The 25,790-nt window shown below is 68.1% G+C and carries 26 protein-coding genes; 5 read left to right on the top strand and 21 right to left on the bottom strand.

What is annotated here, in order from left to right:
• Positions 1-53: 53 nt before the first annotated feature.
• From ACESMN_RS03590 to ACESMN_RS03600, 3 genes are all read right to left on the bottom strand, one after another.
• The gene (locus ACESMN_RS03590) at positions 54-431 is read right to left on the bottom strand and encodes a sulfur globule family protein (RefSeq protein ID WP_373052216.1); all 378 of its coding nucleotides are present in this window, start codon (positions 429-431) and stop codon (positions 54-56) included.
• A gap of 324 nt (positions 432-755) precedes the next feature.
• The gene (locus ACESMN_RS03595) at positions 756-1,106 is read right to left on the bottom strand and encodes a rhodanese-like domain-containing protein (RefSeq protein WP_373052217.1); all 351 of its coding nucleotides are present in this window, start codon (positions 1,104-1,106) and stop codon (positions 756-758) included.
• A 50-nt stretch (positions 1,107-1,156) separates the two neighbouring features.
• Positions 1,157-1,975, bottom strand: coding sequence for a CDP-alcohol phosphatidyltransferase family protein (locus ACESMN_RS03600; RefSeq protein ID WP_373052218.1), 819 nt, complete (start codon positions 1,973-1,975; stop codon positions 1,157-1,159).
• A 173-nt stretch (positions 1,976-2,148) separates the two neighbouring features.
• Between ACESMN_RS03600 and ACESMN_RS03605 the strand changes: the two genes are divergently transcribed.
• The 5 genes from ACESMN_RS03605 to ACESMN_RS03625 all read left to right on the top strand — a co-directional run bounded on the left by ACESMN_RS03605 (position 2,149) and on the right by ACESMN_RS03625 (position 6,467).
• Positions 2,149-3,126 carry a zinc-dependent alcohol dehydrogenase gene (locus ACESMN_RS03605; RefSeq protein ID WP_373052219.1) on the top strand — a complete coding sequence of 326 codons (978 nt, stop codon included), beginning with the start codon at positions 2,149-2,151 and terminating at the stop codon, positions 3,124-3,126.
• Positions 3,127-3,236: 110 nt separating this feature from the next.
• Positions 3,237-3,635, top strand: coding sequence for a 6-pyruvoyl trahydropterin synthase family protein (locus ACESMN_RS03610; RefSeq protein WP_373052220.1), 399 nt, complete (start codon positions 3,237-3,239; stop codon positions 3,633-3,635).
• Positions 3,632-4,696 (top strand): glycosyltransferase family 4 protein, encoded by a 1,065-nt coding sequence (locus ACESMN_RS03615; protein WP_373052221.1) that lies wholly within the window; start codon positions 3,632-3,634, stop codon positions 4,694-4,696. Before ACESMN_RS03610 ends, ACESMN_RS03615 begins: the two co-directional genes overlap by 4 nt.
• The gene (locus ACESMN_RS03620; RefSeq protein ID WP_373052222.1) at positions 4,693-5,499 is read left to right on the top strand and encodes a class I SAM-dependent methyltransferase; all 807 of its coding nucleotides are present in this window, start codon (positions 4,693-4,695) and stop codon (positions 5,497-5,499) included. The genes ACESMN_RS03615 and ACESMN_RS03620 overlap by 4 nt, the downstream gene beginning before the upstream one ends.
• A complete protein-coding gene (locus ACESMN_RS03625; RefSeq protein WP_373052223.1) occupies positions 5,499-6,467 on the top strand; it encodes a lysylphosphatidylglycerol synthase transmembrane domain-containing protein in 969 nt (322 codons plus the stop codon). The genes ACESMN_RS03620 and ACESMN_RS03625 overlap by 1 nt, the downstream gene beginning before the upstream one ends.
• Here ACESMN_RS03625 and ACESMN_RS03630 read toward each other — a convergent pair.
• The 18 genes from ACESMN_RS03630 to mtnA form a co-directional block, all read right to left on the bottom strand.
• The gene (locus ACESMN_RS03630) at positions 6,416-7,120 is read right to left on the bottom strand and encodes a RibD family protein (RefSeq protein ID WP_373052224.1); all 705 of its coding nucleotides are present in this window, start codon (positions 7,118-7,120) and stop codon (positions 6,416-6,418) included. The two genes, ACESMN_RS03625 and ACESMN_RS03630, sit on opposite strands and share 52 nt — an antisense overlap.
• Positions 7,121-7,283: 163 nt before the next feature.
• Positions 7,284-8,096, bottom strand: coding sequence for a creatininase family protein (locus ACESMN_RS03635; RefSeq protein ID WP_373052225.1), 813 nt, complete (start codon positions 8,094-8,096; stop codon positions 7,284-7,286).
• 31 nt (positions 8,097-8,127) lie between these two features.
• Positions 8,128-8,916: an FkbM family methyltransferase gene (locus ACESMN_RS03640; RefSeq protein WP_373052226.1), complete on the bottom strand. Its 789-nt coding sequence runs from the start codon at positions 8,914-8,916 to the stop codon at positions 8,128-8,130.
• Between the two features lie 114 nt (positions 8,917-9,030).
• Positions 9,031-9,918 (bottom strand): UTP--glucose-1-phosphate uridylyltransferase GalU, encoded by an 888-nt coding sequence (galU, locus tag ACESMN_RS03645; RefSeq protein ID WP_373052227.1) that lies wholly within the window; start codon positions 9,916-9,918, stop codon positions 9,031-9,033.
• Between the two features lie 67 nt (positions 9,919-9,985).
• Positions 9,986-10,246 carry a ComEA family DNA-binding protein gene (locus ACESMN_RS03650; protein ID WP_373052228.1) on the bottom strand — a complete coding sequence of 87 codons (261 nt, stop codon included), beginning with the start codon at positions 10,244-10,246 and terminating at the stop codon, positions 9,986-9,988.
• Positions 10,247-10,350: 104 nt separating this feature from the next.
• Positions 10,351-11,058, bottom strand: coding sequence for an orotidine-5'-phosphate decarboxylase (gene pyrF, locus ACESMN_RS03655; protein WP_373052229.1), 708 nt, complete (start codon positions 11,056-11,058; stop codon positions 10,351-10,353).
• A 5-nt stretch (positions 11,059-11,063) separates the two neighbouring features.
• Positions 11,064-12,269 (bottom strand): tetratricopeptide repeat protein, encoded by a 1,206-nt coding sequence (locus ACESMN_RS03660; protein ID WP_373052230.1) that lies wholly within the window; start codon positions 12,267-12,269, stop codon positions 11,064-11,066.
• A 7-nt stretch (positions 12,270-12,276) separates the two neighbouring features.
• The gene (locus tag ACESMN_RS03665; protein WP_373052231.1) at positions 12,277-12,576 is read right to left on the bottom strand and encodes an integration host factor subunit beta; all 300 of its coding nucleotides are present in this window, start codon (positions 12,574-12,576) and stop codon (positions 12,277-12,279) included.
• A gap of 198 nt (positions 12,577-12,774) precedes the next feature.
• Positions 12,775-14,451 carry a 30S ribosomal protein S1 gene (gene rpsA / locus ACESMN_RS03670; RefSeq protein ID WP_373052232.1) on the bottom strand — a complete coding sequence of 559 codons (1,677 nt, stop codon included), beginning with the start codon at positions 14,449-14,451 and terminating at the stop codon, positions 12,775-12,777.
• Between the two features lie 133 nt (positions 14,452-14,584).
• Positions 14,585-15,274, bottom strand: a complete 690-nt coding sequence (cmk, locus tag ACESMN_RS03675; protein WP_373052233.1) for a (d)CMP kinase — start codon at positions 15,272-15,274, stop codon at positions 14,585-14,587.
• The gene (gene aroA, locus ACESMN_RS03680; RefSeq protein WP_373052234.1) at positions 15,271-16,578 is read right to left on the bottom strand and encodes a 3-phosphoshikimate 1-carboxyvinyltransferase; all 1,308 of its coding nucleotides are present in this window, start codon (positions 16,576-16,578) and stop codon (positions 15,271-15,273) included. The genes cmk and aroA overlap by 4 nt, the downstream gene beginning before the upstream one ends.
• Before the next feature lie 4 nt (positions 16,579-16,582).
• Positions 16,583-17,464 carry a prephenate dehydrogenase gene (locus ACESMN_RS03685; RefSeq protein WP_373052235.1) on the bottom strand — a complete coding sequence of 294 codons (882 nt, stop codon included), beginning with the start codon at positions 17,462-17,464 and terminating at the stop codon, positions 16,583-16,585.
• Entirely contained in the window at positions 17,461-18,579 is a 1,119-nt protein-coding gene (gene hisC, locus ACESMN_RS03690; RefSeq protein WP_373052236.1) for a histidinol-phosphate transaminase, read from the bottom strand. Before hisC ends, ACESMN_RS03685 begins: the two co-directional genes overlap by 4 nt.
• Positions 18,580-18,654: 75 nt before the next feature.
• Positions 18,655-19,710: a prephenate dehydratase gene (gene pheA / locus ACESMN_RS03695; protein WP_373052260.1), complete on the bottom strand. Its 1,056-nt coding sequence runs from the start codon at positions 19,708-19,710 to the stop codon at positions 18,655-18,657.
• Positions 19,711-19,736: 26 nt separating this feature from the next.
• Positions 19,737-20,900, bottom strand: coding sequence for a phosphoglycerate dehydrogenase (locus tag ACESMN_RS03700; protein ID WP_373052237.1), 1,164 nt, complete (start codon positions 20,898-20,900; stop codon positions 19,737-19,739).
• Between the two features lie 13 nt (positions 20,901-20,913).
• Positions 20,914-21,996, bottom strand: a complete 1,083-nt coding sequence (serC, locus tag ACESMN_RS03705) for a 3-phosphoserine/phosphohydroxythreonine transaminase (RefSeq protein WP_373052238.1) — start codon at positions 21,994-21,996, stop codon at positions 20,914-20,916.
• Positions 21,993-24,647: a DNA gyrase subunit A gene (gene gyrA / locus ACESMN_RS03710; protein WP_373052239.1), complete on the bottom strand. Its 2,655-nt coding sequence runs from the start codon at positions 24,645-24,647 to the stop codon at positions 21,993-21,995. Before gyrA ends, serC begins: the two co-directional genes overlap by 4 nt.
• A gap of 81 nt (positions 24,648-24,728) precedes the next feature.
• Positions 24,729-25,790 carry an S-methyl-5-thioribose-1-phosphate isomerase gene (gene mtnA / locus ACESMN_RS03715; RefSeq protein ID WP_373052240.1) on the bottom strand — a complete coding sequence of 354 codons (1,062 nt, stop codon included), beginning with the start codon at positions 25,788-25,790 and terminating at the stop codon, positions 24,729-24,731.

Genomic DNA, 25,790 nt, shown 5'->3' on the forward strand with positions numbered 1-25,790 from the left:
AGTGGGCCCGGTCCAGAGACCGGGCCCACTGACTTCACATCATACTGCGGGTCTTACTCGGACTCGGACTCGGACTCGCCCTGCTGCGGAGCCGGGGCTCCCCACGGGCCGCCGTAGTAGGGAGCGCCGTATCCATAGGGGCGATAGTAGCCTCCGTAGTAGGGATGGTGGTAGCCGTAGGCATCGCCATAGCCGTGACCGCGGCCCCAGCCGCGACCGGAGCCGCGCATCGAGAAATCGAAATCGCCGAAGAGGTCACCGAACCCGAACATATCGCCCCAGCCACGTCCATAGCCGGGACCGTAGTACCCGGGGCCGTAGTAGGGTCCATAGCCATAGCCGGGACCATACCACTGGGCACTCGATTGCATGGGGGCCGCAAAGGCCAGCACGAGGGCGGAAGCTGCAATGAACTTGAGAGACTTGCGCATGGTTATTCTCCTGTAATTCTCACTCAGAACAGGTGTTTTTCTTGAATTACCCAGGCATGGACTCCCGCTCGATGCCGCAACCCTTTCCTCGTCCGGGGCACCCGGTAAGGATGCGAGGAATCCATTGCCATTGCGGCGACATTCGCCGCACTTCTGATCCGGAGGAACCGAACCTGTCGCACTCCATTACATTAGGTTTTCCTTATTTGCCCGGACAGGATAGCCCAGGTCACGGCAGGCAGGCAACCCATCGGGCGGGAAGCTCACGGAAAGGGGATAAGCCCGCGGGTCACGCGGGGATGCAACGCCAAGAACCAGCGCGACTCAGTCCTGCGTGCAGGTACCGCCGCTCTTCCACCATGCACGCATGCCGCCGCGCAGCTGCCGGGCATCGTAACCGAGCTCCCGCAGCTTCCGGACTGCCGGGATGCTGCGATGCGCGGTGAGACAGATCGCCACCACCGGTCTCTGCCGATCGAGTTTCAGCGAATCCAGCCGGTGGCGGCTGAAGGCAGTGATCGGCAGGTGCCTGGCCTCGGGAATGCGGCTCCGGCGGAACTCGGGACCCGTGCGTACATCCACGATCTGGATCGCACCCTGCTCCCGCTCCTTCTGCAGCTGTTCTACCGAGATCTCCGGTACCTGCCCGAATGGTCGCCAGTCTCCTACACGCATGGGGTGCTCCTTCGTCGCCTTGTCCGCGTCGTCGGCAATCCGGTCGGGCGTCAAGCGCCGTCCCGGGGACCGGTTTCCCTGTGCCGGTGCAGCCAGAGTATGTCCATCACAAACGAATAGACCAGCAGCACCAACGCGCCAAGGGACACCACTACCGCGATGGCGGGCGGCACCGGAGGGGCGAGCGCGATCAGCAACGCCACCGACTGCACGACGCACAGGGACTGCCGTCGCCGGCTCGGCGGCAACGCTCCCTGCAGCCACCGCCAGTACCAGCCGCTTGCGACGAAGCCATAACGCATCACCCCTATCAGCAGAACCCAGGGGCCGGTCTTGCCCGTCTGCCACACCAGCACCGACAGCGCCAGGATCAACAGCGCGTCCAGTTCCATGTCGAAGCGGGCCCCGAAGGCGGTGACGCGGCCAAAGCGGCGTGCCAGCGCACCGTCCGCGCCGTCCAGGATCAGGGCGAGCACCGCCACGCCGAACAGCGCGTAGACCGACGCCGTCTGCTGGAGGGAAGGATGGAACACCATGGCCGCAACCGGCACCACCATCGCCGCGCGCAGGAAGGTGACGCGATTGCCCGGTCCGGGACCCATGGTGCGGAATTCGGCCGGCGCGGTGAAGAGAACGAGCAGGGACAGCGCCAGAAACAGCAGCATTGCCGTGGCCACGAAGCCCGCGGTGAGTCCGGCGAACAGGGCGAGCGGCAGCGACAGCGCGATCACCACCGCCAGGCCGAGCGTGAGTTCAACGCGCCAGGCCCTTACCTGGCCGGAAAGCGCGGCCCGCCACCCGCCCCGGGTGCGGGGCACCCCGGATTCCCGCTCAGCGGTGGCAAGGGCACATTCTGAGGATCGGTCCATTCTCTGATTCCGTGCTCATGGTCCTCGGGGTCGGCGCCGGCATCCGGTGGCATCCGGGCACTGGCGCAGCGGTCCTGCACGCCCTTCGACCACCGTCGACGCAATTGGTTGTCACACTTCGCGGCACCAGGTGGTTACCATGCAGCAACGCCACGCTAAGAGAGTCCCGCAATATGGCGACGGATACCGCGCGCGCCTTCTGGATGCTGGAACCGGGAACCGGAGCCATCCGGACCGAGACACTGTCCCCGCCTGAACCCGGCGAGGTCGTGGTGGAAACGATGTATTCGGGGATCAGTCGCGGCACGGAGACCCTGGTGTTCGCCGGCCGTGTCCCGCCGAGCCAGTATCAGGCGATGCGCGCCCCCTTTCAGTCGGGCGAATTCCCCGGCCCGGTGAAGTATGGCTACATCAGCGTGGGCCGGATCGTGGAAGGCCCCGCATCCCGAATCGGAGAACGCGTCTTCTGCCTCTACCCGCACCAGGACCGGTACCGGCTCCCGGAAGCGGCGGCGATCCCCCTGCCCTCCGGCCTGCCGGCGGAACGGGCGATCCTGGCCGCCAACATGGAAACGGCCGTGAACGCCCTCTGGGACGCCAGGCCTCTGGCTGGAGACCGAATCGCGGTGATCGGCGGCGGCGTGCTCGGCATGCTGACAGCCTGGCTGTGCCGGCAGGTACCTGGAACAGAGGTAACGCTGGTGGACATCAACGCGGCCAAGGGGACGGTCGCGGCGGCCCTGGGACTTGGGTTTCAGGCGGATGCGGGCGGACTGGAGGGCTGTGACCTGGTCATCCACGCCAGCGGCCAACCCGCGGGGCTCGTCGACGCCCTTCGTGTCGCCGGCCGGGAGGGTACGATCCTCGAACTCAGCTGGTACGGCGACCGCGCGGTGCCCCTGCCGCTCGGCGAGGACTTTCACGCCCGCAGGCTGGTGCTGCGCAGCACCCAGGTGGGCCAAATCCCGGCGCACCGGCAGCCCCGCTGGGACTACCGGCGGCGCATGGACCTCGCGCTTCGGCTCCTGTGCGATGGTGTACTGGACATCCTGGTCACCGGCGAGAGTCGCTTCGAGGAACTCCCGGAGGCGCTGGCCGCCCTTGCCCATGCGCCCGGCGCCGCCTTGTGTCACCGGATCCGGTATCCATGATGCTTGCAGAACCGAGGGGCCGCGCGCAGCCCCGCCTCCCGAACGAAGCTTGCGCGCGATGGTCTCGCAATCTGTGATCCCTTCCTGCCGCCCTGTCCCTAGGAGCCACCATGTACAGCCTCAACGTCCGCGACCACTTCATGATTGCCCACAGCTTCACCGGGGAGGTCTTCGGCCCGGCGCAGCGCCTGCACGGGGCCACCTACGTCGTGGACGCGACCTTCTTCCGCGAACGCCTGGATGACGACGGGCTGGTGGTCGACATCGGCCTGGCCAGCCAGCAGCTCGCGGCGATCCTCGCGACCATGAACTACCAGAATCTGGATGACCACCCGGAATTCGAGAACCGCAACACCACAACAGAGTTTCTCGCCCACGAGATCCAGGTACGTCTGGCCGACGCGATCCAGCGCGGAAAGCTGGGACCGTCTGCGTCCGGACTGTCCGCGCTGCGGGTCACCCTGCATGAGTCGCACGTGGCATCGGCGAGCTACGAAGGGCCCCTTTGACGCACGCTGAAATCCACCTGGTGGTGCCCGGTCGCCTGGATCAGCGAACCGGCGGCTACATCTACGACCGGCGGATCGCCGAAGGCCTGCGCGCCCTTGGCCGACCGGTGCGGGTGCACTCCCTTGCGGGCGTTTTTCCCGGCCCCGACGCGGACGCCGAGCAGGCGCTCGAGGCAGCGCTCGCGGGCCTTCCCGACGGATCCACGGTGGTGATTGACGGTCTTGCCCTTGGCGGGTTGCCCGGACCCGCCGACCGTCACCACCAGCGTCTGACTCTGCTCGGTCTGGTGCACCACCCGTTGTGCGAGGAAACGGGCCTGTCGCCGGAGCGCGCCGGGGAGCTCGCCGTACTGGAGCGTTCCGCACTGCGCGCCTGTCGCGGCCTCGTCGCGACCAGTTCCCACACCGCGGACCGGTTGCGGGAGTGGCTGCGGCCGGTGCCCCCGATCCGGGTCGTGACACCGGGCATCGCCGTTACGCAACCGGTGCGCCCGCCGACAGGACTGGCGGCCACACCGCTGCTGCTCTGTGTGGGAACACTGGTGCCGCGCAAGGGGCAGGACCTGTTGTTGCAGGCACTGGCGCGGATGCATGACCGATCCTGGCACTGCATCCTCGCCGGGAGCGAGGCCCGGGATCCGCTGTTTGCCGGTCGCGTGCGCGCGGAGATGGCGCGGCTGGGCCTCGATGACAGGGTGGAGATCCGCGGCGAATGCACGGAGCAGGAACTCGGGCAGCTCTACCGGCGCGCCGACGTCTTCGTGCTGCCCTCCTGGCACGAGGGTTACGGGATGGCCTTCATCGAGGCAATGGCCCATTCCCTGCCGGTGGTCGCGACGCGCGCGGGTGCGATTCCTTCCACCGTGCCCGCCAGCGCGGGCCTCCTGGTCACGCCGGGCGACGTGGACGCCCTGGCGGGGTCGCTGCGCCGGGTGCTGGATGATCCTGGGCTCCACGCCACACTCGCCCGCGGGGCTGGTGAGCATGTCCGGGGCCTGCCCTCGTGGGCAGAGGTCTCCCGGCAATTCGCTGCCGCCGTAATGGCTCTGGGAGCACCATGAACGAGCGCTTCCCCGGCGACTGGCTCCGCCTGCGCGAGCCCGCCGATCACGCGGCGCGCTCGCACTCGCTGGTGGAACGCCTGCGCCTGAAATGGTGCCGCGGTCGCGGGTCCCTGAAGATCACAGACCTCGGCTCCGGCACCGGATCGAATCTGCGCTACCTCGCCCCCCGACTGCCGGTGCCGCAGCAGTGGACACTCGTCGACCATGACCCGGAGTTGCTGGGACGCGTCACCAGGCCGGCCGACGCCGGACCGCTGAGCCTGCACACAGAGCGGATGGACCTCCGGGACTGGGCACTGCCGGCGACCGGCACGGATCTCGTGACCGCCTCGGCCCTGCTCGATCTCGTATCCGCGGACTGGCTGGATCGACTGGTGCGCGAGTGTGCCGGCCAAGGCGCTGCCGTGCTGCTTGTGCTCAGCTATGACGGCGACGTGACCTGGACCGCACCCGACCCCGGCGATGCCTTCGTGCGCACTGCGGTCAACGCCCACCAGGAGCGTGAAAAGGGTCTTGGGGCCGCGCTTGGACCGCAGGCCACCCCGGAGGCGGCGACGCGGTTCCGGAATGCAGGGTACCGGGTCTGGACCGAGGCCAGCCCCTGGCACCTCGATGCCGGGTCGCTGCCGCTGGCCGATCCGCTGATCGCCGGCTGGGTGAATGCGGCCGCGGAGATCTTTCCGGAACACGCCGGAACCCTTCGCGACTGGGGCGCACGCCGCCTGGAGGCCCTGCGTTCCGGCCGCACCGGCCTGCGAGTGGGGCACCGCGACCTGCTGGCACTCCCGGACGCGCGTTGATGACCGCGAGACGGAAGGGCCTGATGCAGCTGGCCCTGAGCACCGGCCTGCTGCTGGCACTGTTCCTGGTGGTCGACATGCGCGAGATCGGGAACCACCTCTCGCAGCTGGACCCCCGCTGGGCGCTCGCGGCAGTCGCGGCGCTCATCCTGCAGATCGCGCTGCTCGCCTGGCGCTGGCGCTTCACCGCCCTTCGGCTCGGCATGTGGATGTCCTGCCGGCATGCGCTACGCGAGTACTACTTCGGCGTCTTTCTGAACCAGTTGCTGCCAGGGGGCATTCTCGGCGACGTGTCGCGGGCCTGGCGCCACGCGCGTCTGACCACCCGCACCCGCACGGCCGTGCACGCAGTGGTGCTGGAACGCGTGATCGTCCAGGCGACGATGGTGGGCATCGCGCTGGCATCCCTGACCGCGATCCCCGCCCTGCGCCCGGCCATGCAGACCTACTGGCTCTGGGCCGCCATCGCCGTGGTGACCGTCGTGCTGGCGGCCTGGGTGCTGCGCGCGCTGCTGCCGGCGATTCGTACCGCCATCACCGGATTCCGGGACGATGCACTGCGGGCCTACCTGCCCACCCCCGTGCTGCTGGTACAGCTGTTCACCGCCATTCTGGTCACCGTGGCCAATCTTGCTGCCTATGCGGCAACCGCCCGGGCGTTGGGGGTGGACATTCCGATCGGGACCCTGCTGCCGCTGATCGCGCCGGTCCTGCTGGTGATGATGCTCCCGATCAGCGTCGCCGGATGGGGTGTGCGCGAGGGCGCCGCGGCCCTGTTGTGGACCGCCACCGGGCTGGACGTCGCCCAGGGGGTTGCGGTCGCGGTCGCCTTCGGCCTGCTGTTCCTGGTGGCTGCGTTGCCGGGCGCCTTCGGGTTGGCCGGCGCGCGGGAGGCCGAGACCGGGCCCGAGCGGGGTCAGGGGCAGAACTCCAGATCGAACAGTACGTCGTCGCCGAGCGAGAACTGACGGCAGTGCGGCCTGCGCGCCTGATCCAGCCGGTCCACCGGCTCCAGCGTCAGTGAAGGGCACCCCGAGCCCAGCAGCAGCGGCGCGACCGTCACATGCAGGCGGTGCAGCACGCCGGCATCCAGGAACCGTGACACCGTGACGCCCCCGCCCTCCACCAGCACCCGCCGCAGTCCACGCATGGCGAGTGCCTGCAGTACCGCGCCGGGATCGAAGCCGCAGCCCGTCGGACCCGCTTCGAGCCTCAGCACCTCGACGCCGGAGGGGACCGGCCCGGGATCGGCCTGGGGCCTGACGATCCAGAGCGTGGGCGCGAGGCCGTCCTTGAACATGCGCCGGTCCGGCGGGACACGCGCGGAGGGATCCAGCACCACACGCACCGGGTTCCGGCCGGCCACCTGACGGACAGTGAGCTGCGGATCATCGGAGATCGCGGTCCCCGCACCCACCACCACCGCGTCCACCAGGGCCCGCAGGCGGTGCAGATGCAGGATGTCCGCCGGACCGGTGATGAAGTGGGAATGGCCGGTGCGCGTCGCGATCCGCCCGTCGAGGGTCTGCCCGAGTTGCGCGATCACCAGCCCGCGATCGCGCAGCAGGGGCAGATAGATGGACTCCAGCTGCGATTCACCCCTCTCCGCGGAACCGGGCATCGGGTCACCTTCGGGTGACCGGGCCACCCGGAGTCGGTCGCGCTGGAGCAGGATCCGATCCCACGCCGCCTGCTCCGGATCCCGACCCGTCACCGGCAGACCACCCCGGCAGCCTGGACCGATGCCGCCACGGCACGCCCCGGACACCCGTCTCCCGGCAGCCTCATTGCCCGCCCGGCCGCAGCAGCTCGAGAGGGAATGCCCCGGTCTCGTGGATCACCCTCGCGATCGCGGCGCCGTAGTGCCGGACCAGCCTCGAGCCGAGCGCAGCATCGGCGAGCAGTGCGTTGCCGACCACACCCTCGCGGTGCAGGTCCTGGGTCATCCACGAGAACGCTGCCGGTCCCTCCGGGCCGAGGACCGTCATCTCCCTTTCCAGGCGCACCGCGACGGAGACCCGGTCCCCGCAGTGCTCCATGCGGACCCGTTCCGGGGCCAGGTGCAGCATCATCGCCGTCTCCAGCGCGCCACCGTGGTAGCCATGCCGCAGTTCCCCGACCGGAAGGTCGATATCATCCGGCAGGCCGAGCCGGAAGTAACTGCACTTCACCACCAGCAGCCCGTGATCGCGGCGCAGGCGCAGGCCCGCGAGATCCATCAGCTGCGTGTTGCCGCCGTGACTGTTGCAGAACAGGAGCCTCCTGAACCCGGCCGTGGCCACGGCCCTGCCGATCTGGCGGATCTGTGCACTCGCGGTCTCCGGGTCCAGGCTCAGGGTTCCGGCGAAGGCCTCGTGCTCCATGCTGGTACCGATCGCCACCGGTGGCAGCACGACCGCCAGGACCCCTTCGGCCAGGTGTTGGGCCGCCGCATCGAGCAGCCCCAGACCGATGTCGAGATCGGTCGACAGGGGCAGGTGCGGACCGTGCTGCTCGATCGCGGCCAAGGGCAGCACGACCACGGGATCGCGCGCGGCGAGCGCCCGGATCTCCGGCGAGGTCAGGTCCTGCCAGTGTACGAAGCCATCGGTGCTCATGGACGCAGCCTTCCCCCTGGCAGCCGGGGTGTCAAGGGGACCGCGCGGTGCCGTGGGCCGGCGCCTCGCTCGGCAGCGGCCTGCCCAGCCGGGCGTAGACGTCACCTGAACGCAGTCCGCCGGCGCCTGCCTCCAGCCATGCCCTGATCCCTTCGACGTCCTGCCATCGGTGGAACAGGAAACGGCGGCCCTCTCCGGCGATCGCGTTGAATTCGTAGTGTCCCAGCGCCTCGAGCTGCGCCACCGACTCCAGTGCGACCTCCAGCGCTCCGGCCACGAACTCGAAGGACAGTGCTGGCACGGGCCGGCTCAGACCGGCGAGCACCTCGGCCTCGAAGCCCTCGACGTCGATCTTGCAGAAGTCGGGCAGTCCGTACTCGGCGATCAGCCGATCGAGGGTCGTCAGGGGCACGCGCACCGATTCCTCCCAGGAGACCTCCCGGAACGATGCGTTGCGCCCGTGCAGCTCATCCTGCCACGCGCGCGAGAGCGTGGAGACGGTTGGGGTCCGCCGGCTGATCGCCAGAGTGGCCTCCCCCGATTGCCGGCCGACCGCCTCCTGACGCAGGACCACACCCTTCCGCGACCCCACCAGGCGGCGCAGCCATCGGAAGAGCTGGGGTTGTGGCTCCAGGGCAACCACGCGGGCGCCGAGACCGGAGAAGGCACGGGTCCGGTCTCCGAGATGAGCCCCGACGTCGAAGACGAGCGCCCCCGCGGGCACGAAGGGCCGGTACAGACGTCGCAGACCCGGCTGCCGCCCCGGCCGCCAGTAGATCACCAGCGAACGCAGGACACCGAGATGGCTCTGCCAGTGCATCCGATGCGCGCCTTGCCGACCGCGTTCAGGGGACTGGCTGCTGGCTGGTGGGCCATGCGGAGAGTTCGGGATCCGTGGCGTACGGCCGCCGCCCCCGAACTCTCCGCATGGCCACTAGAGCCCGCGGGCGTCGAGATAGGCCTGGAAGTCGTCCTTGAGCTCCGGGTGCTGCAGCGCAAGCTCAACGTTGGCCTGCAGATAGCCCAGCTTGTTGCCGCAATCGAAGCGTTTGCCCTCGAACTCGTAGGCGGTCACGCGTTCTTCCTTCAGCAGCTCCCCGATGGCGTCGGTGAGCTGGATTTCGCCGCCCGCACCGGGCTCCTGCTTGTCCAGCAGCTCAAAGATGCGGGGGGTCAGGATGTAGCGGCCGACCACGGCCACGTTCGAGGGCGCATCCGCCGGACTGGGCTTTTCGACGATGCCGCGCACGTCCCAGAAACCGGCCTTGTCCGTCATGGCCGGGTCGATCACACCGTACATGTGGGTATCCTCGGGCGGGACCTCCTCCACGCCGAGGACGCTGCACTGGTTCTCCTCGAAGCGCTCGACCATCTGGGCGGTGGCGCCCTTGCCGTCGTTCACGATCAGGTCGTCGGCAAGGATCACCGCAAAGGGCTCGTTCTGCACGATCGGATGGGCGCATGCCACCGCGTGTCCGAGGCCCAGTGCATCGGTCTGGCGGACGTAGACGCAGGTGACTTCCGGCGGAACGATATTGCGCACCAGTTCGAGCATCTTGTCCTTGCCCCGCTCCGCGAGTTCCGTCTCGAGTTCGTAGGCCTTGTCGAAGTGGTCGGGAATGGAGCGCTTGTTGCGCCCCGTGACGAAGACCAGGGTCTCGATACCCGCGGCGACGGCCTCTTCCGCCGCGTACTGGATGAGGGGCTTGTCGACGATCGGCAGCATCTCCTTCGGGTTGGCCTTGGTGGCCGGCAGGAAACGGGTGCCCATCCCGGCGACCGGAAACACGGCCATGCGGATACTCTGCGGTTTCTTCGTCATGTTGCCTCTGGTTCTTGTCGTGGCTGACGGGGCGGCGCATCCGGGGATGCGCCGCCCCGGTTGCCCGTCAGTCGAGCTCGATGAGCTCGAGGTTCATCTCGACGGTACGCTCACCGATCCCGGAAACCCGGGTCAGCTCCTGCAGCGAACGGAAGGGCCCGTTCTCCTCCCGGTAGGACACGATCGCCGCCGCCTTCGCGGGACCGACGTTACTGAGCTCCGACAACTGCTCGGCGGTCGCGGTGTTCACGTTCACGGGACCCGCGGCCCAGGCCGCGGGAGCGGCGACCAGGAACAGGATCAGAACGGCAAGAGTCAGCTTTTTCATCTGAAAACCTCCATGTCTGTGTCGATAGGGCGGCGCCATTCCCGGCGCCAACGGTATCCTAACGCGCCGTGCCGGCCCGGGCAAACCCCTGCCCGCGTTCCCCCCTACCCCGGAATCTCGCGCAGGATCGCCGCAACCGCCTCGGCGGGATCCGCGGCCTGCGTGATCGGTCGCCCGACAACGATGTGGCTCGCACCGTTGGCGAACGCCGCGGCTGGCGTCATCACCCGCTTCTGGTCGTCGCCGCCACCACCGGCCGGACGGATTCCCGGGGTCACGAGCCACGGGGTATCCCCGAGCTGCGCCCGCAGGGCCGGCGCCTCCCGGGCCGAACAGACCAGACCGTCCAGTCCCGTTCGTGTCACTGCGAGGTCGGCCAGTCGCAGCACCTGCTCCTGCGGGCTGCAGTCGATGCCGATACCCCGCAGGGTCGAGGCGTCGCTCGAGGTCAGCACCGTCACCGCGATCAGCCGGGTCTCCGGGCGCACCTCGCGGACCGCGTCGCGGGCCGCCGCCATCATCTCCAGACCGCCGCTCGCATGCAGATTCACGATCCACACCCCGAGCCTCGCCGCCGCCCGGCAAGCTCCAGCCACCGTATTGGGGATGTCGTGGAATTTCAGGTCCAGAAAGACCCGGAACCCGCGCCCTTGCAGCGCTTCAACCAGCCCGGGACCCGCGGCCACGAAGAGTTCGAAGCCCACCTTCACCGCGCAGGCGGCCGGGTCCAGCCGACCCGCCATCGCTTCCGCGCTTCGACGGTCGGGATAATCCAGTGCAACAATCAGTTGTGGATGACTTTGAATGTTCATTCTCGTCACACCTGAAAGGTCTGATTGGGGGGTTGATCGAGATCGAGATCCATTCCCCGCAGGGTGTCCCACCGCCTGCAGCTCGGACATTGCCAGACGTGCGCGCGTCCCTGATAGCCACAGTTGCTGCACTGGTAGAGCGGCTGACTGCGCAGCTGGTCCATCAGCGCCTTTTCGAAGGCGGCAAACTCGCTGCTGTAGGTGTGCACGGCCGGCAGGATCTTCATCCAGCGGACCGCCTCCAGCAGCCCCGAGGTCGGAACCGGGCGCTGCGCGAGGATGCGGTGCAGCTGCGTCAACGCCTCGTCCAGGCGGTTGGTGCGACGATAGAGCCGCATCAGCGCGATGCTGGCGACGGTGATCTTCTGCTCGTTGGCCAGGGTCCGCAGGGTGTCCTCGAGGTTCACCGAGCCACGGGGCAACGAGGCGCTGAGGTGCAATCGCTCGAGCTTGGGCACCACCAGCGTTGCCAGCGCCGGGGTCCGCTCCACCGCCTCCCGTTCGAGCTGGATGGACAGCGGGATGTCGCCGCTGCGCTCGGCCACCTGGGCCCGTAGCAGCAGTGCCCGGGACAGCCCGGGACAGAGCGTCATCGCCCGGTCCACGTGTTCCAGCGCCTCGCCGATCCGCTCCCGCGCCAGTTCCTCCTGCGCCAGCTCGCATTCGTAGTGCGCAATGCGCAGTGCCGCGGACGCACCCCCCTGGTCCATCAGCCGCATTCCGATCTCGATGGCCTGGGGCCAGTCGCGCTGCGTCTCGTAGACGTTCTGCAAACCCTCCAGCGCCCGCAGACCGACCGAGGGCGAATCCATCAGCTCCCGGAACACGCCCTCGGCCCGGTCGAAGACACCGGCCAGCATGAAGTCGCGCCCGGCCTCGTACATCGCCTGTGCCCGCTGGGCATCGGTCAGCGACGGCCGCGCCGCCAGGTTCTGGTGGATCCGGATCGCCCGGTCGACCTCGCCGCGCCGACGGAACAGACGGCCGAGGATCAGGTGGGTCTCGAAGGTCTCGTGATCGATCTCGACCACTTCGATGAATGCCTGCAGCGCGCGGTCGGTCTGGTCGTCCAGCAGATAGCGGACGCCCTCGAGGTAGCGGTCCAGTGGAGGCTCGCGCACCGGCGGCCGCCGGGCCTCTGCATAGCGTGCGGCATACCAGCCGCTGGCTGCCGCCACCGGCAGCAGCAGCAGGAGCCATTGACCGGTCATGACGGAATCAATGATCCGATTCCGCGAAGGCCTGGTTGACTCGTTCGCGCAGTTCCTTGCCGGGCTTGAAATGGGGCACGTGCTTCCCCGGGAGGGCGACCCCCTTGCCCGTCTTCGGGTTGCGGCCGATGCGCGGCGGTCGGAAATGCAGGGCGAAGCTGCCAAAGCCCCGGATCTCGACACGGTCGCCGTGAGCAAGCGCCTGGCTCATCCGCTCCAGAACCGCCTTCACGCAAAGCTCCACGTCCTTGCCCGGAAGATGGGGGGTCTTCTCAGCAAGCCTGTCAATGAGTTCCGATTTCGTCATCATAACCCCCGGGTTTTTCTATTGTTGTTCGCCGACGGACGGACGCGACCGGCGTTGCCGCGTCGGCTGATCGCCCCGGCAGTCCCGGACTGGCCGACCTGGAAGGAATGGAGCTACCGTGCCGCCAGTTCCCGGGACGCGGTGCTGCCGGGGCGGACATCCCCGATGCCCGACCCAGGCAGCCCCCCCTGACGCAACTCAGTCGGACTTGCCCCGCATCTTTTCCTTCAGCAGTTCGCCGAGCGAGGTGGTCGCAGTGGTGCCCGTGCTGCTGTAGTCCTGCACCATCTCCGCCTCTTCCTGGAAGTCCTTCGCCTTGATCGAAAGGCTGATCGCACGGGTCTTCTTGTCGACGCCCATGAACTTGGCCTCGACCTGATCACCGACCTTCAGCACGCTCCGGGCATCCTCCACGCGATCCCGCGAGATGTCGGCCGCCCGCAGAATGCCGTCGATGCCATCGGCCAGTTCCACCACGGCGGCCTTCGCATCCACTTCCTTCACGACGCCGGAGACGACGCTGCCCTTGGCATGCTCCGCGACGAAGCTGGAGAAGGGGTCGCGATCCAGCTGCTTCAGGCCGAGCGAGATGCGCTCGCGCTCGGGATCCACCGACAGCACGACCGCCTCCACTTCGTCGCCCTTCTTGAAGTTCCGGATGGCGTCCTCGCCCGGAACCTGCCATGACAGGTCGGACAGATGGATCAGTCCATCGATACCGCCTTCGAGACCGACGAAGACCCCGAAGTCGGTGATCGACTTGATCACGCCGCGGACCTTCTCCCCACGATTGTGGTTCGCGGCGAAGTCCTCCCAGGGGTTCGGCTGGCACTGCTTCATGCCCAGCGAGATGCGGCGCCGCTCCTCGTCGAGATCAAGGATCATCACCTCGACCTCGTCACCGATCGCAACGGCCTTGCCGGGGTTCACATTCTTGTTGGTCCAGTCCATCTCGGAGACGTGCACCAGACCCTCGACTCCGTCCTCGATCTCCACGAAGCAGCCATAGTCGGTGATGTTGGTCACGCGGCCGAAGATCCGGGTGCCGGTCGGGTAGCGCCGGGTGATGTTCTCCCACGGATCCTCGCCCAGCTGCTTCAGGCCGAGCGAGACGCGCATGCGCTCGCGGTCGAACTTGAGGACCTTCACGTCCACCTCGTCACCGATGTTGACCACGTCGGAGGGGTGCTTGACCCGCTTCCAGGCCATGTCGGTGATGTGCAGCAGGCCGTCGATGCCGCCGAGATCCAGGAACGCGCCGTAGTCGGTGAGGTTCTTCACGATCCCCTTCACCACCACGCCTTCCTGCAGGTTCTTCAGCAGCTCCTCGCGTTCGGCGCTGTACTCCTGTTCGACCACCGCGCGGCGCGAGACCACCACGTTGTTGCGGCGGCGGTCGAGCTTGATCAGCTTGAACTCCAGTTCCTTGCCTTCGAGGTATGCGGTGTCGCGCACCGGGCGCACGTCCACGAGCGAACCGGGCAGGAACGCGCGGATGTCGCCGAGTTCAACGGTGTAGCCGCCCTTCACCTTGCCGGAGATCTGGCCAACGACGTACTTCTCGTCCTCCATCGCCCCCTCGAGGCGGTCCCAGGCCTTGGCGCGCTTGGCCTTTTCCCGCGACATGCGGGTCTCCCCGAAGCCATCCTCCGGGGTCTCCAGGGCGACCTCGACCACGTCGCCGACCTGGACCTCCAGTTCCCCCCGCTCGTTCATGAACTGTTCGGTGGGGATCACCCCCTCGGACTTCAGTCCGGCGTTGACCAGGACCACGTCGGGCCCCACGTCGATGACGGTGGCACTGAGAATGGCACCCGGCTGCATCTGGGTGTAGGCCATGCTCTCTTCGAGCAGTTGCGCAAAACTTTCACTCATGGATTTGTTGAACCTGTGCTTGGACGGTCTGCGGCGGGATGCCGCACCCGGGTTTTGGTTGAACAACCCCCGTTGCAACGGGGATGACGGAGAACGGATTCAGTACGTACTTCGCAAAAAACGTCGGTTGCCTTCATCTCGATTCACGGGAGGAGAGAATGCCGGTCAGGCGTTCCCGGACCATCGTCACCACCTCGTCGACGCCGACTCCGGTGGTATCGAGGATCCAGGCGTCCGGTGCCGGCTTCAGCGGCGCCGCCGCACGCTCGGAATCCCGACGGTCACGGGCCTCCAACTCTTCCCGAAGGGCGCGAAGGTTAGCACTAAGTCCTTGTTCCTTCAACTGCTTGTAACGCCTGTGTGCGCGTTCTTCCACGGAGGCGGTCAGGAACACCTTCAGATCGGCGTCGGGAAACACCACCGTCCCCATGTCGCGGCCGTCGGCGACCAGCCCTGGCGGGACCGCAAAATCACGCTGCCGCTGCAGCAGCGCCGCTCTCACCTCGGGAATCGCGGCCACGACCGAGGCATCGCTTCCCGCGGTCTCGGTGCGCAGAAGATGGTCGATCTGTTCACCTTCAAGCCACGTCTGCACCAGTTCTCCCGCCCCCGCGACGCGGAATTCAACGTCCAGATCTCTTGCAATATCCGAAAGTTGCGCAATATTTGAGAGGTCGACACCGCGCTTTCGCGCCGCAACGCCGACCAGCCGGTACAGCGCACCGCTGTCGAGCAGGTGCCAGCCGAGGGATTCCGCCAGCCGCTTGCTGACCGTCCCCTTCCCGGCGCCGCCCGGCCCGTCGATCGCAAGGACCGCGGTCATGTGCTCCGGATCTCCAGCCCGGCCCTCGCAGCGAGTCCGGCGAAGTCGGGAAACGAGGTCGCGACGTTGTCGCAGTCGCGGATGACGATCGATCCTCGCGCGCGCAGTGCGGCCATCGCGAATGACATCGCGACCCGGTGATCACCGTGACTCGAGACCGTCCCGGCGTCGAGGATACCCCGACCCTGGATCCGGATCCCGTCCGGCAGGACCTCGCAGCGGACCCCGAGAGCGGAGAGCCCGTCGGCCATCACCTGGATCCGGTCGCTCTCCTTCACCCGCAGTTCCTCTGCGCCGGCCAACACCGTCTCCCCCTCGGCGCACGCCGCGGCAACGAACAGGGCGGGAAACTCGTCAATCGCCAACGGCACCAGCTCCGGCGGTATCCGGACGCCGCGCAACGGCGCCGAGCGCACGTGCAGGTCCGCGACCGGCTCGCCCCCGATCTCGCGTGGCTCGCGGATCTCGATCGAGGCGCCCATCAGGCGCAGGATATCGATCGCGCCGGTGCGGGTCGGATTCACGCCGACGTGGCGAAGCAGCAGGTCCGATCCCTCCGCGATGCTGCCGCCGACCAGAAAGAAGGCCGCCGAGGACATGTCGGCCGGCACCTCCACCGCGCGTCCCGTGAGCCGACCGCCGCCCTGCAGGCAGGTTCGGCGACCGTCCCGGTGCAGATCGTAGCCAAAGCCCAGCAGCATCCGCTCGGTGTGATCCCGCGTGGGCGCCGGCTCGGTGACGCAGGTCTCGCCGTCGCTCCAGAGACCTGCCAGCAACAGCGCCGACTTCACCTGGGCGCTGGCCACGGACAGCGTGTGCCGACGTCCGCGCAGGCGCTGGCCGCCGTGCACGTGCAGCGGGGGCGTCCCGTTCTCCCCGGTGTCGATCCGGGCGCCCATCTCCGCCAGTGGGTCGGTGACCCGGCGCATCGGGCGACGGCCCAGCGAGGCGTCGCCGACCAGGACGCTGTCGAAGGGTTGCCCGGCCAGCACCCCGCACATCAGCCGCATCGCAGTACCGGAGTTACCCATGTCCAGAGGTGTCTGCGGTTCCCGCAGACCGTGCAGGCCAACGCCGTCGATGATCAGGGTATGACGTTCCCGTCGCTCGATCGGTACGCCCATCGCCTGGAAGGCGACGAGCGTCGCGAGGCAGTCCTCGCCATCGAGGAAGCCACTGACCCGGGTGCGACCCTCGGCCAGCGCGCCGAACATGATCGACCGGTGCGAAATCGACTTGTCGCCCGGCACCCGGAGGTCACCGCGCAGGGAACCGCCCGGCTCCACACTGAAGGTCGTGGTCATCTTCTCACTGATCCAGTTGTGCCTGCATCTTCTCGCTGAAGCGGTCCCGTGCGTCCTTGGCGAAACCGAAGCGCGCCTCGAGCTCCGCGCCGTCGCCGCGGGCGATCACCTGCCGAAGGCTCTCCAGATCGCCCTGAAAGCGCTCCAGCATCTCCAGGATCGCGTCCCGGTTGGCGAGGCAGATGTCCCGCCATACCACCGGGTCGCTGGACGCAATCCGGGTGAAGTCGTGGAACCCGCCCGCCGCGTAATGGAAGATCTCGTCGCTCTCGCTCATCCGCGCCAGCGATTCCACCAGCGCGAATGCGAGCACATGAGGCAGGTGGCTGGTCGCCGCCAGCACGTGGTCGTGGTGGGCCGGGGTCATGAACTCGATCCGCGCGCCGGTGGCCCGCCACATGTCGGCCACCCGCTCCGCGGCCAGCGGGCTGGTCTCGTCAGCCGGGGTCAGGATCACCAGGCGGTCCCGGAACAGGCCCGGAAAGGCGGCCCCGACACCGCTGCGCTCGGTGCCCGCGATCGGATGACCGGCGACGAAGTTGCGCGGCAGCCTCCCGAATCCGGCCCGAACCGCGTCGAGCACCGCCTGCTTGCTGCTGCCCACATCGGTGAGCACGGCCTCGGACGGCCAGTGCTCCGCGATCGCCGCGGACAGGTCCTGCATCGATCCGAGCGGCACCGCGAGCACGCCGACGTCCGCCGCGGCGCAGGCCTGCGCGGGATCGGTGGTCCAGCGGTCGATGACGCCCAGCCGCTGCGCCTCTGCCAGGTTGGCCTCCGAACGCGAGCAGCCCACCACCTCGGAGACCGCCCCGGCGGCGCGCAGCGCGAGCGCCATGGAACCGCCGATCAGGCCGACCCCGAAGATCACCAGCCGCCCGATCACGCCTTCAGCACCACGTCCAGCGCCCGGAGGAAGCGCTCGTTTTCCTTGGGAGTGCCGACCGTGACCCGCAGGTGAGTCGGAAGTCCGTAGTTCGCCACCGGGCGGACGATCACGCCCTCCCGCAGCAGGCGCTCGTAGACCGGGCCGGGCGCCTCGGCAATGTCGAAGGTGAGAAAGTTGCCCACCGACGGAATGAAGCCGATGCCCCGCTGCCGCAGACCCGCGCCGAGCTGCTGCAGACCGTCCCGGTTCATCCGGACGCTCTCCGCGACATGACCGGTATCGCTGATGGCCGCCAGACCCGCCGCCTGCGCGAGGGTGTTCACGTTGAACGGCTGGCGCACCCTGTTCATCAGCTCCGCGACCGCCACCGAGGATACCGCATACCCCAGCCTCAGGCCGGCCAGGCCGTGGATCTTCGAGAAGGACCGCGTCACCAGCAAGTTCGGGAAGCGCTGCAGCCAACGCGTGGTGTCCGGGTAGTCGGGGTGCTCCACGTACTCGGCGTAGGCCTCGTCGACCACCACCAGCGTCTCGGCCGGCATCTGCGTGATGAACCGCTCCAGCGCCGTCGCGGTTAGCCACGTTCCGGTGGGGTTGTTCGGGTTGGCCACGAACACCACCCGCGTGTCGGCATCCACCTCGGCCGCCATCGCGTCCAGGTCGTGACCGTAGGGCTGTCCGGAATCCGCCGGACGCGCCGCCGCCGCGCGTCCCTCGGCGGCGACGGCCTGCACCACCAGCGGATAGACCGCAAAGGCATGCCGCGAATAGACCGCGTTGCGCCCGGGCGCGAGCCAGGTTCGGGCGACGAGTTCGAGCACCTCGTTGGACCCGTTGCCAAGCGTGACCTGTTCCGGGACCACGCCGTGCCGTTCGGCGAGCGCCTCCTTCAGCGCGAGGCCATTGCCGTCCGGGTAGATGTGCAGGTTGCCCAGGGCCCGGCCGGCGGCCTCGACCGCCCGCGGGCTCGGGCCCAGCGCATTCTCGTTGGAGGCAAGCTTTACCGCCTCGAGGATTCCCAGCTCGCGTTCGAGGGTCTCGACCGGCTTGCCCGGCTCGTAGGGGCGCAGCGCCTGGACGCCGGGCACCGCGAGTGCAGCAAAATCAACCATGTTCCAGCCCTTGTGTAGTCCGCGGCCGTGGCGGCACGGCGCCCGGGCGTCGGGATTGGAGCGGACCGGTGTGCACTAGGTCGCCGCCTGGGGGTAGCTGCCAAGGATCTTCAGCATGTCCGCCGACTCGCGCAGTGCCTCCAGGCAGGCGGCCACCGCCGTGTCATCACGGTGCCCGATGAAATCCAGGAAGAACACGTAGTCCCAGTTCACACACCGGGAGGGCCGCGATTCGATCCGGGTCAGACTGATCCCGGCCTCGGCGATCGGCTTCAGCAGACCGAACAGGGACCCGGGCCGGTTTGCGGTGCTGAGCATGATCGAAGTCCGGTCACGGCCGGTCCTGCCCGCCTCGACCCGGCCGATGACCAGGAACCGGGTGGTGTTGTCGCCGCGGTCCTCGATGTTCTGCGCCAGTACCTGCAGACCGTAACGCTCGGCGGCCGCGTCGCTGGCGATCGCGGCTGCCCCGGCCGTCCCGGCCGCGTTCTGCGCCGCCAGTCCATTGCTCGAGGCGTGGCGCCGTTCCACCCCCGGCAGTTCGCGGTCGAGCCACTGTCGGCACTGCGCGAGCGCCTGGGGATGCGCCATCACCAGGCGCACATCCTCCAGTCGCTCGCAGCGGGACAGCAGATGGTGCTGCACCGGAAGGATCACCTCGCCGCAGATCAGCAGCGGGGATTCCAGGAAGCAGTCCACGGTGTGCGTGACCACGCCCTCCGTGCTGTTTTCAATCGGCACGACCCCGAAATGGGCGCGCCCGGATTCCACCTCGCGAAAGACGCTGTCAATGGAGACCAGCGGCTGGAGCGTCGCCGCCTGGCCGAAATGCTTGCGCGTGGCAAGGTCGGTGAAGGTCCCCTCGGGGCCGAGAAAGGCCACGACCAGCGGTTCCTCCAGCGCCAGGCACTCCGACATGATCTCGCGGAAGAGCCGCACCACCGCGTCGCCCGGGAGCGGCCCGGTGTTCTGCTCACGGACCTGGCGCAGGATCCCCGCCTCGCGTTCCGGGCGGTAGAACGCCTCCCCGCCCTGGCGCCGCTTCACCGTCGCAACCTCGACCGCACAGCGCGCCCGCTCGTTCAGCAGACGCAGGAGCTCGGCGTCGAGCGCGTCGATGCGCTCGCGCAGCTGCTCCAGTTCCGCCGAATCCACCACTACAGGACCCGTGCGCGCAGGACCCCGTCGATTGAGCTGATGGCCTCTGCCGTCGCGGCATCGACCTCTCCTTCGACATCCAGCAGGGTGTAGGCGAGGTCGCCGCGGGACTCGTTGACCATGTGCACGATGTTCACGTTCTTCTGGCCAAGTGTACGCGAGATCTGGCCGACCCGGTCCGGGAGATTCCGGTTCACGATGGCGAGCCGGGTATCGCCCTTGCGCTCCAGTGCCAGGGTCGGCAGGTTCACCGCATTGCGGACGTTTCCGTTCTCGAGGTAGTCGCGCAGCTGGTCCGCGACCATCACCGCGCAGTTTTCCTCGGACTCCACCGTCGAAGCCCCCAGGTGCGGCAGCGCGATCACCCGCGGATGCCCGATCAGTTCCGGCGTCGGGAAGTCGGTGACGAAGGCATGGATCCGCCCCTCGTCCAGCGCCGCGCAGATGGCCGCATCGTCGACCACGCCCTCGCGGGCGAGGTTGATCACGACCGCCCCGCGCTTCAGCGAGCGCACGCGCGTCGCGTCCAGGATGTTGCGGGTATGTTCGTTCAGGGGCACGTGGAAGGTGATCACGTCGGCGCTGGCCGCCACCGCGTCCACCGTGCGGGCACGGTCGACGTCGGCCTCCAGGCGCCAGGCGCTCTCCACGGTGATCTTCGGATCGTAGCCGACCACGTGCATGCCCAGTGCCCGGGCGGCATTGGCGATCCTGACTCCGATCGCCCCGAGCCCAATCACCCCGAGCGTGCGCCCCGGGAGCTCGAAGCCGACGAAGCGCTTCTTGCCGTCCTCCACCCGCTTCGTGAACTCCGGGTCACTGCCGTCCAGCCCCCGGAGATACTCGGCCGCCGGGATCAGGTTCCGCGAGGCCAGGAGCATTCCCGCGACCACCAGCTCCTTGACCGCGTTCGCGTTCGCCCCGGGGGCATTGAACACGGCGACGCCACGGGCAGACAGCGCATCCACCGGGATGTTGTTCACGCCGCTGCCGGCGCGCCCGACGGCCTGCACCGAATCCGCGACGGGGGTCGCGTGCAGGTTGTGCGAGCGCAGCATGATCGCGTGCGGGTCGGCGAGCCCCGACGCCACCTCATAGGTCTCCCGCGGAAAACGGTTGAGACCGCGCACCGCGATGTTGTTGAAGGTCTGGATCCGAAACATGGGTGCCCTCTGTTCAGGCATGGCGTTGTTCAAAGTCGGCCATGAACTCGATCAGCGCGTCCACCGCGGCCTCCGGCACCGCATTGTAGAGACTCGCCCGCATGCCGCCCACGGAGCGGTGTCCCTTCAGCCCCGACAACCCGGCCTCTGCCGCCTGCTTCAGGAAGCTGCCGTCGAGGGCCGCGTCGGCCAGGATGAAGGGCACGTTCATCCATGAGCGCGCGGCGACATCGACGGGATTGCGGTAGAACTCCGAGTTGTCGACGAAGTGATAGAGCTTTGCCGCCTTGCGCTGGTTGACCTCGGCCATCGCCGGCAGACCGCCCTGCTCCAGGAGCCATTCGAAGACCAGACCCGAGAGGTACCACGTGAGCGTCGGTGGTGTGTTGTACATCGAGTCGTTGCTGGCCTGCAGCGCGTAGTCCACCACCGCAGGCACGGGGCCGGAGCTGCGTTCCAGCAGATCCCTGCGCACGATCACCAGCGTCACCCCGGCGGGACCGATGTTCTTCTGGGCACCAGCATAGATCACGCCATAACGCGATACGTCCAGGGGCCGCGAAAGGATGGTCGACGACATGTCGGCCACCAGCGGTACCGCGCCGGCATCCGGCACGAAGTGAAACTCGACGCCGCCGATGGTCTCGTTCGGCGTGTAGTGCAGGTAGGCCGCATCCGGGTCCAGGCGCCATTCGGACCGGTCGGGAATCGAGGCGTAACCGCTGTCCTTGCTGCTCGCGACCACGTTCACGGTCCCGAATTTCTGCGCTTCCTTGATCGCCTTCACCGACCACGCTCCGGTGTCCAGGTAGTCCATGCCCTGCCCACCGGGCTGGAGGTTCAGCGGCACCGCTGCAAACTGACCCGTCGCGCCGCCCTGCAGGAACAGCACCGCGTAGTCGTCCGGCACTTCCAGCAGCCTGCGGACATCGCTCTCCGCTTTTTCCGCAATCTCCATGAAGATCTTTCCGCGATGGCTCATCTCCATCACCGACATGCCGGCACCGCGGAAATCCATCCACTCGGACCGGGCACGCTCCAGCACCGGTTCGGGGAGCGCGGCGGGACCCGCGCTGAAGTTGAAAACTCGATTCATTCCTGGTCTCCATTGGCCCGGGGCGAGTCCGCCCCGGCGTCTCCCGTGGGTTTCGATGCACCGGTCTCCGGACCGTCTCCGGTCCCGCCGCCGTCTTCGGCCTCGTCCTCGGGTTCGTCCTCGCCCTGCAGCCGCTCGACCCGGGCGAGTTCCACCAGCCGTTCGCCCTCAGACAGCCGGATCAGCCGCACGCCCTGGGTGTTGCGCCCGATCAGCGGGATCTGTTCGACCGGTGTCCGGACGAGGGTCCCCCCATCGGTAATCAGCATCACCTCCTGGTCGTCGAGGACCCGGGCCGCGCCGACAAGCATCCCGTTGCGGTCTCCACACTGGATCGCGATCACGCCCTGCCCGCCGCGCCGGTGCAGCGGGAATTCGTCGAAGCGGGTGCGTTTCCCGTAACCGAACTCGCTCGCGAACAGGGCGGCGCCCTGATCCACGATCAACAGCGCGATCACCCGGTGCGGATCCTCCATGCGCACGCCGCGCACGCCGCAGGCGGTGCGTCCCATGGCCCGCACGTCCGTCTCCGGGAACCGGACCGCCTTGCCGGCCGAGGTCACCAGCATCACGTCCTGGTGGCCGTCGGTCAGGGCGACATCCACGAGCTGGTCTCCCTCACGCAGATCGACCGCGATGATGCCGGTGCTGCGCGGTCGCGAGAAGTCCGTGAGCGGCGTCTTCTTCACGGTGCCCGCCGCAGTCACCATGAACACGAACTGATCCTGCGCATAGCCGCGCACCGGCAGGATCGCGTTGATCCGCTCTTCCGACTCGAGCGGCAACAGGTTGACGATCGGCTTGCCCCGTGACGCCCGGCTGCCCTGCGGGAGCTCGTAGACCTTGATCCAGTAGACGCGGCCGCGACTGGAGAAGCACAGGACGGTGTCGTGCGTATTGGCCACCATCAGGCGGTCGATGAAGTCTTCCTCGCGGAAGCTGGTTGCGGCCTTGCCCCTGCCGCCCCGGCGCTGGGCGCGGTAGGCGGTGACAGGCTGGTACTTCACGTATCCCGCGTGGGACAGCGTGACCACCACGTCCTCCTCGCCAATCAGATCTTCCAGCGTCAGGTTCGCGTGGGCGGCGCGTATCTCCGTCCGGCGCCCATCGCTGTACTGCTTGCGCACCGCCAGCAATTCGTTGCGGATCTCCTCCTGCAGGCGTTCCCCCGAACCCAGGATATCCAGCAGATCCTCGATGAGGTCCAGCAGCCCCCCGTATTCCTCCAGGATCTTGTCCTGCTCGAGACCGGTCAGGCGGTGGAGACGGAGATCGAGAATGGCCTGGGCCTGGGCCTCCGACAGCCGGTAACCGTCGCCGGTCAGGCCGAACTCCGGGGACAGGTCCTCCGGGCGGGAGGCATCCGCCCCGGCCCGGTCCAGCATCCCCGTGACCGCTCCCGGCTCCCAGGTGCGCGCGAGCAGACCGGCCTTCGCCTGGGCGGGGTTGGCGGCCGCCCGGATCAGCGCGATCATCTCGTCGATGTTTGCCAGCGCGACCGTCAGGCCCTCCAGCACATGGGCTCGTTCCCGCGCCTTGTGCAGGTCGAAGATGGTGCGTCGGGTCACCACCTCCCGGCGATGACGCAGAAAGGCCTCGAGGATCTGCCGCAGGTCGAGCAGCTTCGGCTGCCCCTCCACCAGCGCGACCATGTTGATGCCGAACACGTTCTGCATCTGCGTGTGCATGAACAGGTGGTTGAGCACCACTTCCGGCATCTCGCCGCGCCGGAGCTCGATCACGATGCGCATCCCCTCCTTGTCGGATTCGTCGCGCAGTTCGCTGATCCCGTCGAGCCTCTTCTCCTTCACCATCTCGGCGATCTTCTCGATCAGCCGTGCCTTGTTGACCTGGTAGGGCAGCTCGGTGACCACGATCGCCTCGCGCTGCCCGCCCTCCAGCGGCTCCGTGTGGGTGCGCGAGCGGATGTACACCCGCCCGCGCCCGGTGCGGTAGGCGTCCCGGATGCCGTCGGCGCCGTTGATGATCGCAGCGGTCGGAAAATCCGGCCCCGGCAGATGGTCCATCAGGCCGTCGATGCTGATGTCCGGATCGTCGATCAGGGCGACACAGGCATCCACCACCTCGCCCAGGTTGTGGGGCGGGACGTTCGTGGCCATGCCCACCGCGATGCCGGCGGACCCGTTCACCAGCAGGTGCGGGAACCGCGCCGGCAGCACGGACGGCTCGCGCTCCGAGCCGTCGTAGTTGTCGGCAAAGTCGACCGTCTCCTTGTCGATGTCGGCCAGCAGTTCCTGCGCGATGCGCGCCATGCGCACCTCGGTGTAGCGCATCGCCGCGGGCGCGTCGCCGTCCACCGAGCCGAAGTTGCCCTGCCCGTCCACCAGCATGTAACGCATCGAGAAGGGCTGCGCCATGCGCACGATCGCGTCGTACACCGCGGAGTCGCCGTGCGGATGGTACTTGCCGATCACGTCGCCCACCACGCGCGCAGACTTCTTGTAGGGCTTGTTGTAGTCGTTGCCGAGCTCGCGCATCGCGTAGAGGACGCGCCGATGCACCGGCTTCAGACCGTCGCGCACATCCGGAAGCGCCCGTCCCACGATCACGCTCATCGCGTAATCGAGGTAGGACTGCCGCATCTCGTCCTCGAGATTGACCGGGAATATTTCCTTGGCGAATTCAGCCATCGGCGAGCGTGGACTTCCAGCGGTGGTAAACGCGCAATTCTACCATACCGCGGCCGGTGCGGCGCGCGAACGCGTCCGGGTTCACCCCTCCACAGGCTCCCGCAGGGCGGCGAGCCCCCCGCGGTCGGGCCGGCGCACCGCGCCCTGCTCGGTGACGATCACGTCGATCAGTTCGGCGGGGGTCACGTCGAAGGCGGGGTTCCAGGCGCGCGCTCCCGCCGCCGCGACGGTCTGCCCCCCCAGCCCGAGGACCTCGGATTCGGCACGCATCTCGATGGGTATCGCCGAACCGTCCGCGATCCCGAAATCGATGGTGCTGAGCGGTGCCACCACCATGAAACCCGCACCGTGCGCCCGGGCCAGCAACGCAAGCCCGTAGGTGCCGATCTTGTTCGCGGTATCGCCGTTGGCCGCGATGCGGTCCGCCCCGACAACCACCCAGCCGACCCGCCCGGACCGGAGCAGGCTCGCCGCGGCGCCCTCGCACAGCAGCTGCACCGGGATCCCGTCGCGCAGCAGTTCCCAGGCGGTCAGGCGCGACCCCTGCAGCCACGGACGGGTCTCGTCGGCGAAGACCTCGGTGATCCGGCCCTCGGCCCAGCTCGCGCGGATGACACCGAGTGCGGTCCCGAAGCCCCCCGTCGCCAGCGAACCGGTATTGCAATGGGTGAGCACCGCCCGCCCGGGATCGACCAGGGCCGCACCGATCGCCCCCATGCGCCGGTTCGCGGCGATGTCCGCCGCCAGCATCGCCTGCGCCTCGGCGAGCGTCGCCGAACAGGCCTCGGCGACGGAGCCGCAGCCTGCAAGCACCGCCCGCATGCGGTCGAGCGCCCAGAACAGGTTCACCGCGGTGGGGCGCGCCGCCGCGAGCCGTTCGACGGCCGCCTCCACCGGCGGCCGCCAGGGCGCGGCATTGCGGTCCCGCGCCCGGTCGCAGGCCAGCACGACACCAAAGGCCGCGGTGATGCCGATCGCCGGGGCACCGCGCACGACCATGTCCCGGATGGCGTCCGCGACGGATGCCGGATCCTCATAGGCGTTCTCGCGGGATTCCGCCGGCAGGAGCCGCTGATCCAGCAGGTAAAGCCTTCCGTCGTCGAAACGGATCGGGCGAATGGTGTCCGGAGCGGGGCTGCTCAT

This window comes from Thioalkalivibrio sp. (assembly GCF_041690275.1).
GTDB lineage: Bacteria > Pseudomonadota > Gammaproteobacteria > Ectothiorhodospirales > Ectothiorhodospiraceae > Thioalkalivibrio.

Bases quoted from the DNA above. Each gene is read 5' to 3' on its own strand.
- hisC (WP_373052236.1), bottom strand. From the start codon at position 18,579: ATGGTTGATTTTGCTGCACTCGCGGTGCCCGGCGTCCAGGCGCTGCGC.
- ACESMN_RS03610 (WP_373052220.1), top strand. From the start codon at position 3,237: ATGTACAGCCTCAACGTCCGCGACCACTTCATGATTGCCCACAGCTTC.
- ACESMN_RS03665 (WP_373052231.1), bottom strand. From the start codon at position 12,576: ATGACGAAATCGGAACTCATTGACAGGCTTGCTGAGAAGACCCCCCAT.
- galU (WP_373052227.1), bottom strand. From the start codon at position 9,918: ATGACGAAGAAACCGCAGAGTATCCGCATGGCCGTGTTTCCGGTCGCC.
- mtnA (WP_373052240.1), bottom strand. From the start codon at position 25,790: ATGAGCAGCCCCGCTCCGGACACCATTCGCCCGATCCGTTTCGACGAC.
- ACESMN_RS03660 (WP_373052230.1), bottom strand. From the start codon at position 12,269: ATGACCGGTCAATGGCTCCTGCTGCTGCTGCCGGTGGCGGCAGCCAGC.
- ACESMN_RS03620 (WP_373052222.1), top strand. From the start codon at position 4,693: ATGAACGAGCGCTTCCCCGGCGACTGGCTCCGCCTGCGCGAGCCCGCC.
- serC (WP_373052238.1), bottom strand. From the start codon at position 21,996: ATGAATCGAGTTTTCAACTTCAGCGCGGGTCCCGCCGCGCTCCCCGAA.
- cmk (WP_373052233.1), bottom strand. From the start codon at position 15,274: ATGACCGCGGTCCTTGCGATCGACGGGCCGGGCGGCGCCGGGAAGGGG.
- ACESMN_RS03625 (WP_373052223.1), top strand. From the start codon at position 5,499: ATGACCGCGAGACGGAAGGGCCTGATGCAGCTGGCCCTGAGCACCGGC.
- aroA (WP_373052234.1), bottom strand. From the start codon at position 16,578: ATGACCACGACCTTCAGTGTGGAGCCGGGCGGTTCCCTGCGCGGTGAC.
- pyrF (WP_373052229.1), bottom strand. From the start codon at position 11,058: ATGAACATTCAAAGTCATCCACAACTGATTGTTGCACTGGATTATCCC.
- ACESMN_RS03590 (WP_373052216.1), bottom strand. From the start codon at position 431: ATGCGCAAGTCTCTCAAGTTCATTGCAGCTTCCGCCCTCGTGCTGGCC.
- ACESMN_RS03640 (WP_373052226.1), bottom strand. From the start codon at position 8,916: ATGCACTGGCAGAGCCATCTCGGTGTCCTGCGTTCGCTGGTGATCTAC.
- ACESMN_RS03630 (WP_373052224.1), bottom strand. From the start codon at position 7,120: ATGCCCGGTTCCGCGGAGAGGGGTGAATCGCAGCTGGAGTCCATCTAT.
- ACESMN_RS03600 (WP_373052218.1), bottom strand. From the start codon at position 1,975: ATGGACCGATCCTCAGAATGTGCCCTTGCCACCGCTGAGCGGGAATCC.
- gyrA (WP_373052239.1), bottom strand. From the start codon at position 24,647: ATGGCTGAATTCGCCAAGGAAATATTCCCGGTCAATCTCGAGGACGAG.
- ACESMN_RS03635 (WP_373052225.1), bottom strand. From the start codon at position 8,096: ATGAGCACCGATGGCTTCGTACACTGGCAGGACCTGACCTCGCCGGAG.
- ACESMN_RS03605 (WP_373052219.1), top strand. From the start codon at position 2,149: ATGGCGACGGATACCGCGCGCGCCTTCTGGATGCTGGAACCGGGAACC.
- ACESMN_RS03595 (WP_373052217.1), bottom strand. From the start codon at position 1,106: ATGCGTGTAGGAGACTGGCGACCATTCGGGCAGGTACCGGAGATCTCG.
- rpsA (WP_373052232.1), bottom strand. From the start codon at position 14,451: ATGAGTGAAAGTTTTGCGCAACTGCTCGAAGAGAGCATGGCCTACACC.
- ACESMN_RS03700 (WP_373052237.1), bottom strand. From the start codon at position 20,900: ATGTTTCGGATCCAGACCTTCAACAACATCGCGGTGCGCGGTCTCAAC.
- ACESMN_RS03650 (WP_373052228.1), bottom strand. From the start codon at position 10,246: ATGAAAAAGCTGACTCTTGCCGTTCTGATCCTGTTCCTGGTCGCCGCT.